This is a genomic window from Vibrio sp. 1069, from assembly GCF_033340555.1.
In genome coordinates this window covers 1-1,114 of the sequence record NZ_JAWOWP010000104.1, presented here as the reverse complement: position 1 = coordinate 1,114, position 1,114 = coordinate 1, and the positions used below count along the sequence as shown (strand labels likewise).

The following is a 1,114-nucleotide window of genomic DNA, read 5'->3' as shown; positions in this document are numbered from 1 at the left end:
TTGAATTGACCAGAAACCTGTATGCGGCCTTGCTGCCAATCTAGGCTCAGTTCTTGGAGTTGGATATTCTCGGGCGTGAAAATGGCGTTCAAGCGTGGCTCTATTGCGGTTTGCTCTTGGAAACGAACACTGTCAGCTTGTAAAGACACTTTGGCAGTGGCATTCCATAGAGACGCAGGCAGTGAGGCATCTTCAATGGACAGTTCAAGGTTTTGCCAGTGCCATTCCCCCCATTCAATATCGGCGTTAAGCAAATCGAGGCTATTGATATGGTTAATGGTGAACGGCAATTCTTGCCACGGTTTAGAGAGTAAAGATTGTCGCTGTGCATTGGTGATTGCCAACTTATCAATCGTGACATTGACCAAAGACCAGCCTTGCGGATATTGCTCACCTTGCCCTGAGATTTGGCTATTTCGCCATTTAAAAGACGTGCCATAGAGGGTGCTGTTTTGGGCTTGATAATCCACATCAACCAGTACTTTTTGTATCGCCTCACCGTGCCAATACATTTGTTCTGCAGAGGCCTGAATAGCGCCGTAAGGCCATAATTGTTGAGCGTTTAGCCAAGTAGGATCTTGGATTTGGATACTCAATCCAGTTACGGAAAAGCGCGGACCCGCGTAATCAATATTTTTCAGCGCAATCTGGTGGAACTGGATCGACTCTAAGTTAGGCCGTGTCGGTATGCCTTTTTTTAGACTCACCCCATCGATCAGCAAGCTATCGATAATCCATTTCCCATCTCGTCGTATGTCAGGGTTCAGCCATACGTCGACTTGTTCAATATAAGGCAGTTGAGCGTCTTGAAAGCGAACGTTTTGCAGCGAAAGGTGGTAAGGGAAGTCGTAATGAACGCGCTCCGCTTGGATCGGTAAGCCAAGGTAGGGTGAAACCCATTGCCATGTAGAATTGGCGTATGAGGTGGTTAACAGCGCAATAATGGCCGCCGGAAGGGCAATCAATACCACCAGTAAGAGAATTAGAATTCGACGCGCTGTTTTCATCCCTGCCAGAACCTGTAAGTGAAGTGTCGGAAAACTGATGAGGTCAGTTATACAAATAACCCAGTTAGGCTTTAGCTTGTATCAATCTGGTGTGGGATTCAATAAAA

General features: G+C 46.6%; 1 protein-coding gene. It reads right to left on the bottom strand.

What is annotated here, in order from left to right; all coding sequences use genetic code 11:
* On the bottom strand, positions 1 to 1,007 hold a 1,007-nt coding region (locus R7040_RS24735), incomplete at its 3' end, for an AsmA family protein (protein ID WP_318097310.1).
* Positions 1,008 to 1,114 lie beyond the last annotated feature (107 nt).